The organism is Longimonas sp. (assembly GCF_046498435.1).
Lineage (GTDB): Bacteria > Bacteroidota > Rhodothermia > Rhodothermales > Salinibacteraceae > Longimonas.
The window spans coordinates 1-6,574 of the sequence record NZ_JAWOAR010000051.1 but is presented as its reverse complement, the minus strand read 5'-3'; the positions used below and the strand labels follow the sequence as shown (position 1 = coordinate 6,574).

General features: G+C 60.2%; 5 protein-coding genes. All 5 read right to left on the bottom strand.

What is annotated here, in order from left to right; translation table 11 throughout:
* Positions 1–435: 435 nt before the first annotated feature.
* Complete coding sequence (locus R6U20_RS02045; protein WP_410336209.1) at positions 436–1,953, bottom strand: calcineurin-like phosphoesterase C-terminal domain-containing protein; 1,518 nt, start codon at positions 1,951–1,953, stop codon at positions 436–438.
* A 48-nt stretch (positions 1,954–2,001) separates the two neighbouring features.
* Positions 2,002–4,221 carry an amino acid permease gene (locus R6U20_RS02040; RefSeq protein ID WP_410336208.1) on the bottom strand — a complete coding sequence of 740 codons (2,220 nt, stop codon included), beginning with the start codon at positions 4,219–4,221 and terminating at the stop codon, positions 2,002–2,004.
* Positions 4,222–4,336: 115 nt separating this feature from the next.
* On the bottom strand, positions 4,337–5,017 hold the full coding sequence (locus tag R6U20_RS02035) for a potassium channel family protein (protein ID WP_410336207.1): 681 nt from the start codon (positions 5,015–5,017) through the stop codon (positions 4,337–4,339).
* Between the two features lie 55 nt (positions 5,018–5,072).
* Positions 5,073–6,350 carry a TrkH family potassium uptake protein gene (locus R6U20_RS02030; protein ID WP_410336206.1) on the bottom strand — a complete coding sequence of 426 codons (1,278 nt, stop codon included), beginning with the start codon at positions 6,348–6,350 and terminating at the stop codon, positions 5,073–5,075.
* The coding region (locus tag R6U20_RS02025; protein ID WP_410336205.1) for a hypothetical protein at positions 6,304–6,574 on the bottom strand (271 nt) is incomplete at its 5' end. The genes R6U20_RS02030 and R6U20_RS02025, both read right to left, overlap by 47 nt.

Sequence of the window (6,574 nt, the reverse complement as noted above, 5' to 3'; positions counted from 1 at the left end):
TCAACCCAGCGCCTTTTCAACCCAGCGCCTTCCCCCAACCCGTCATCCTGGACAAGCGATTCCGACAGCGGTCGGAAGAGCGCGATCCAGAAATGAGCGGAGCGAATTCACATCGTAATCCAGAGCAAGGCAGCAGCCTCTCGTTGCAAGGACATACCTGCTAAGATACTTTTTTAGGTCTACTTAGGCGCAGTTGCTCCGCTCAAGATGACACCATGTAAGAGAGGTGCGTTACTACCCCAAGATTGACCTGTGACACAGTACTACTGCTGTGTCACAGGTCATTCTGTAGGTTAAACCAAGATGGATACGTGTGCCGTGCCGTCCCGAAAAGTTCCTGCTAAACACCAAGGAGATGGTTCGACTGCACTCACCATGACAGGCTTCGTGGGGGCTGATTGCAGTGCAACCATCAAAATGAGGGTTGACAGAGCACTACCCAAGCGCAAGCGTCTCAGCATACGTGCGTCCAAACCGGTCGGTGGCCTCTACGGTGACTTCGGACGCTTCGGGCGAGGGCGTGGCGGCATATAGATGCGCGGTGGGGATCGGCGACACCCACGGGCGCCGCTCGGGTTGGTCGCTGCTGCGGTACAGTTCTTCGGCCTGCGGATCGGTGCCTACGTAGGCCTGCATCGGGCCTTGCTCGACGCCGTCTTCGTACCAGGTGATGCGCCACGCGTCATCCGCATCCCACACATTGGCAATGAGCGCGTCGGGACGCTCGGAATCGGTGCCAGGCGCATACAGATGCATCTGATGGTCGGCGTCGTGGTCGGTCGACTGGTAGCGCCATGAAAGGTCGGTACCATCGACCTCGTAGACCGCATAGCCCGGCGGCGTGCCATCGCGGCTGACGGGGCCTGTCCACCATGCGCCGCATGCTGCGCCTACCACGTGCTCATGTACGTTCGCATGGTAGCGATGCTCGTTCTCGTGTGTGTGTCCGGTAATGATATGCGCCTCCGCAAACGGCTCCAGCATTCGGTAGAGCGCAGAGCGGTTCACGGTCATATCGCGGGGGGAGGGCCGTTCGTCGCCGCGCCGCTGGTAGAGCGTGCTCAGCATCGGGATGTGAGTGAACACCACAACGGGCTGGTCGGGGGATACGGTGGCCAGGTCGTTCGCGAGCCAGAATAGCTGCCGGTCGGAGAGGTGGCCCAGATACGAATCGGTATCGCGCCCGAATCCGTCTTGGCCGGGCCAATAGACGTTGTTCAGCACCACGTAATGCACATCCCCACGGTCAAAGGCGTAGTAGCCGGGGCCAAAATGGTCGCGAAAGGTCCGGTACGAATTCCGGTGGGCCGGGCTGTCAAAGTTAAGGTCGTGGTTGCCCACCACCTGGAAGAAGGGCACTTCCATGCGCTCTACGGCGCGCTCATACTCGGGAAAGAGCGCGAGGTCGTCGAACATGAGGTCGCCGTTGCCCACGCCAAAGACCGGTGTATCCCCCAGTGCTGCCACGGTGGACTGCACGGCTGGCACGGTTTCGTCGTGGAAGCGCTCCATCTCGTAGGCATCTTCCGTCTGCGGGTCGGCCAACACCACGAAGGCATGGCGTGTGTCGGTGGCGGGGAGCGGCTCCAGCTCGAACGTGGCCGTCTGCTCGGGGGCATCGGTGAGCGGTTGGAAGAAGCGCACCGTGCCGGTGTCGTGCTGGGGGATGCGGTATCCAGCAGGCACAGCCATGTACACGAAGGGCTGCCGCGCATCAGCAGGAAGGGTGAACGCGCCGTCGATATCGGTTTGCACCACCGAGAGGCCGTCGGTGATGCGCACCTGAGGCACGCCGCCATCGGGACCGGTTACGCGTCCGGTAACGGTACGTGCTCCAGCGGGCGGGGCGCTTGCGTTGACACAGCCAGGCGCAAGGGCAGTCCACCCGGCGGCTCCGCCAAGCAGTCCGGCCCGCTTCAGAAACGAACGGCGGTTGAGATCGGATGCAGGCATATGGCACGGCGTACGTATCCAACAAAAACAGGACCGCGGTGGCAGGGCCTATGCCGACAGCCGCTCGATCAGCGCTTCGGAGACGGTGCGCGGCTTGTACTGGTGGCCGCTGGTGATGACCACGGTGCCGTCGACGTTGGCGCCAATCTCTTCGGGGATGGACCCAAAGAGCGCCTGCGTAACGGCGGTGCTGCGCGTGGAGCCGATGCAGATGGTGTCGTACTCGGACGCCAGGTCGAGGAGGGCGTTGCGCACGTCATCGGAGGTGACGACTTTGGCGGTGTGCCCTTCGATGCCTGCATTCGTGGCGACTCGGTCGATGATGGCCGTGCCGGTGGCTTCGGCGTCGTCATCGGGTGGTTGTACGTTAGCGAGTGTGAGTGAGGCGCCATCGGCGTACTGCACGAACTCGTAGGCGCGCCGGGCCCCAAGCGAGGCGTTGGGCCCCTCGCCCACAAGGGCGAGTGCATTGCCAACCTCGTTAGGACCGGTTTTGATGAGGGTGACCTCGCACTCCGCGTTGCGCACAATCTGGTCGATATTTGAGCCGAGCACTGCCCCGAGGCGCTTACGTTCGCCCGTCCATCCCAGAATGACCTCCTGGGCATGCTCCTCCTGAACCACATCAAGCACCACGCGCCACACGTCGCGTCCGACAATGGCACGGGTGCGCACGCCCACGCCCAGTTCGTTGGCATAGTCGCGCACATTTGCCAGAAGCTCTTGCTGGCGGTTCAGGCGCTCCTCTTCGTACTTTACCCCTTGGGTGAGCGCCGTCTGCTGCGGCACTTCGATTACATTTACCACGACGAGTTCAGCGTCGTCATGGCTGGCAGCGGTGGCGGCAGCCAGGCGGAGTAGGTGACGCTGCGTTTTAGGGTTGGCCACAGGGACAACGACGCGGTAGCGTCCGTCAGAGGCCACGGTTTTAGGTGCGCCTGCAATAGCCTCGCCCACCAGATTCTTGTCGGGCGCATGGGAGCGCGCGTAGACCAGGTACCACAGAATGCCCACGCCAATGACGCCGGTGCCGATGAGGAGCACCAGCGGACGCATAAACGTGACTACGGCCAGGCACGATACTGCGCCGATAATGGGCACAGCGGGATACGCCCAGTTCGGCAGCTTGAAGTCGGGGTCGTACTCTTCGGGCCCAGCGCGGCGCATCACGATGACGGCCACGTGCACCAGCGCGTAGGTAATCAGGTACGAGAAGCTGGCAACATCGGCCAACGTTTCGATGCCCACGCCGACGGCAATCAGTACCAGAATCACCACGCCAGTAACGAGAATAGCGCGGCCCGGCGTGCGAAACGAAGGATGGATCACATTCAGCCAGTCCGACAGAATCTTGTCGCGGCCCATCGCAAAGTTGACGCGCGCGGCAGACAGGATGGATGCGTTGGCACTCGACACCGTGGCCAGCACGGCCCCCAGCACCATCATAATAGCGCCAATGGTGCCCAGGTACTCGCGGGCGACATCGGCCACGGGCACGAACGAGTTGGTCAGCTCATCGACAGGCAGCACGCCGGTGCTTACGAGCATCACCAGCACGTAAAACAGCATAGGCGTAAGCACTGAGGCGATCATCGCCAGGGGCAGGTTGCGACCTGGATTTTTGATCTCTTCGGCGCTGGTAGCAATCACTTCGAATCCGATATACGTGACGTACACCGTGGCTGCGGTACTGGCCACAGCGCCCCAGCCTTTCGGGTTGAAGGGACGCAGCACATCCCACTCTACGTTGAACACGCCGAACGTGACAAACACCAGGATGAACCCGATGAGCACAATTACAATGACGTTCTGGAAGCTGCCGGTCTCTTTCGTGCCCCGGTAGTTGAGCGCGACCAGTAGCGCCGCCATGACGAGCGCGGTTCCTGATACAAAAAGCCTCCCGCCCTCGCCGTAGAAGAACGTGAGGTACTGCCCAAAGCCCAGCATGTAGAACGCGGTGGCAAACATAAGCCCCGACCACATGGCCCAGCCCACAATAGAGCCGAAGAACGTGCCCATGGCGCGGTTCACGTAGTAGTAGCTGCCGCCTGCCTTGGGCATGCCTGTGGCCAGCTCAGAAAGCGAGAGCGCGGTAAGCAGCGACACCACCCCCGCAATGGCAAACGAAATCATGCTGGCCGGACCGGCGGCTCCGGCTACAATGCCGGGAAGCACAAAAATACCGGCCCCGATCATGGTACCAACGCCAATGGTGTACGCCTCTAAGAATCCGAGGTCGCGCGCCAGTTCTTGGGAAGAGTTGGCCATGAGCCGTGTAAAGACAAGTAAGTGCGTAAAGAAAGACAGACTACAGCATACGCTATGCCTGCGTGGAAGGCAAGTTCAGGACGTCGTGTAACAAAGGGGACGGTCGCTTAGCGACTTATTCCCCCTCTTTTGCGGTGGCACTCGCCATATCCGCAACATTCTTGATCGCCTCGTCGGTGCCTGCCACGATGAGGGTATCGGTGTGCTTGAGTGTGTCGCTGGGGTCGGGCGGTACAATCATTTCGTCGATGGTCGTGTCGTGGATGGCTACGACAGACAGGTGGTGCTCCGCCCGCACCGACAGCTCGCGGAGCGTGTGGCCCTGCCACTGTTCGGGCACGACCAGTTCCTGCACGCTTAGGTCATGTCCCATGCGCACGTAGTTCACAACACCCTTTTCCGAGATGCGGCTGGCCAGGTTGAACCCGGACTCTCGCTCCGGAAAGACCACCTCGGTCGCACCGAGCTGTTTCATGATGCGGGCATGGTTATCCGAGATAATCTTGACGTACACGTTCTCAACGCCTACATCGTGTAGGGCCATCGTGGCCAAGATGCTTGCCGTTAGGTCGTCGCCGGTGCTTACGACGGCGGCATCGGCCTCGTCGGCCCCCAGTTCCTTGAGCACGGGCACCTCGCGCCCGTCGCCGTGGGCAGCGCGCGAGCAATGCGGTGCAATGTCGTCCACGGCAGCGGCATCGGTATCCACAGCAATGACCTCGTGGCCGTGCTGGTAGAGCGTCCGCGTCACGCTCGATCCAAAATTACCAAGACCCACGACAACAAAACGGTCCATAAATGGAGGGAAGGCTACATTGAGAAAAAAGGTGCACAGCGTTTGCAAGGGCGCGCTACCCGATAGACACATCCTCATATGCGTATCGGAAGCCGCCCTTAATGTGTTTGGGGGAGCGCGCCATGGCCGCGACAAAGGTGAGGGTGCCCACGCGTCCGATAAACATAAGCACGACGGTGATGAGACGCCCCGGATCAGACAACTCACCGGTAGCGCCCATTGAAAGGCCCACGGTGTTGAAGGCGCTCACGACCTCGAACATGTACGTGAGGAATGCTGCATTGGCTCCGTTGCCGGGGACCTCCAGCACGCTGAACAGGAAAATGCCAACGGTGATGATGCCCAGAGCAACCACGAGCAGGCTGGTCGATTTCTGGAGGGTGGCTTCGGGGATGGTGCGGGCCGAGATGCTCGTGGTGGGGCGTCCCTGCAGCCGCGACCAGGCCAGCAAGCCAAGCAAGGCAAATGTGGTCGTCTTGATGCCTCCCGCCGTAGAGCCGGGCGATCCGCCAATCACCATAAAGATGATCGTAAGAAAGTTGGTGCCCGAGGTGGTTTCGGCGTAGTCAATGGTGTTGAATCCTGCTGTGCGCGGGGTGATGCTTGCAAAGAGCCCATTCACAAGCCGCTCGCTAAGCGACATCCCGGCCAATGTGTTGTGCCACTCAAACGCGGTAAAGGCTACCCAGCCGCCCACGATCAGTACAGCGGTTGTGCCGAGCACAATCTGCGAGTGAACAGACAGCCGAAAGCGTCCTTTTTTCTGGCGTCTGTGCCGCCACAGGTTAAGCTCCTCTAACGTCAAGAAGCCCAGTCCGCCCAGCACAATTAGCATCATAACGACGCCCAAGAGCGGAAGGTTGGTCTGGAAGCCCATCAGCGACGTGGTAAACGTCGAGAAGCCTGCGTTGCAGAAGGCGCTTACCGTGTGGAAGATAGAGGGCCAGACGGCTCCTGTCCATCCAAATTCGGGCACCCAAAATACATAGAGCAGAACAGCGCCTACAAGTTCAGCGCCAAATGTAAACCGCACCACGGCCCAGGTGAGGGCGTGGTAGTCGATTTCATCCACCATGTTGGCGCCGCGACTCGTCAGGATCTCCTGGCGAAGCGACAGACGATGCCCCAGCGCCGCAATAATCACCGAGGTAAAGGATACGATGCCGAGCCCGCCCAGTTGAATGAGCAGCAGCACGTACGCCTGTCCCCACGTGGTAAAGTACGTAGCCGTGTCGACCACGATGAGCCCTGTAACGCACACCGCACTGGTTGCTGTAAACAGCGCGTCAACCCAGGTCAGCGACGGGCCGGTGTATAGGCCCGGCAGCACCATAAAGCCAACCGTATGCTAAGACGGCTTCGCCTTGGTGGGCAAATTTGCCATTTTGAAAATCGATATAGGCCGGAACCGTCAAGTTTTGGGCGGTAGTGTTCACATGATATTCCTGAGCAGCTTCGCGAATCTCCTGATAGCCTTCTTCGAATGATCGAATACTGGAATTCGATCCGGCAGCCAACTTTTCAATTTGAGTCAAAGTAGCTTTGTTCAGAGGGATC

Excerpts from the sequence above, each read along its gene's own strand:
- R6U20_RS02045 (WP_410336209.1), bottom strand. The coding sequence starts at position 1,953 with ATGCCTGCATCCGATCTCAACCGCCGTTCGTTTCTGAAGCGGGCCGGA.
- R6U20_RS02040 (WP_410336208.1), bottom strand. The coding sequence starts at position 4,221 with ATGGCCAACTCTTCCCAAGAACTGGCGCGCGACCTCGGATTCTTAGAG.
- R6U20_RS02035 (WP_410336207.1), bottom strand. The coding sequence starts at position 5,017 with ATGGACCGTTTTGTTGTCGTGGGTCTTGGTAATTTTGGATCGAGCGTG.
- R6U20_RS02030 (WP_410336206.1), bottom strand. The coding sequence starts at position 6,350 with ATGGTGCTGCCGGGCCTATACACCGGCCCGTCGCTGACCTGGGTTGAC.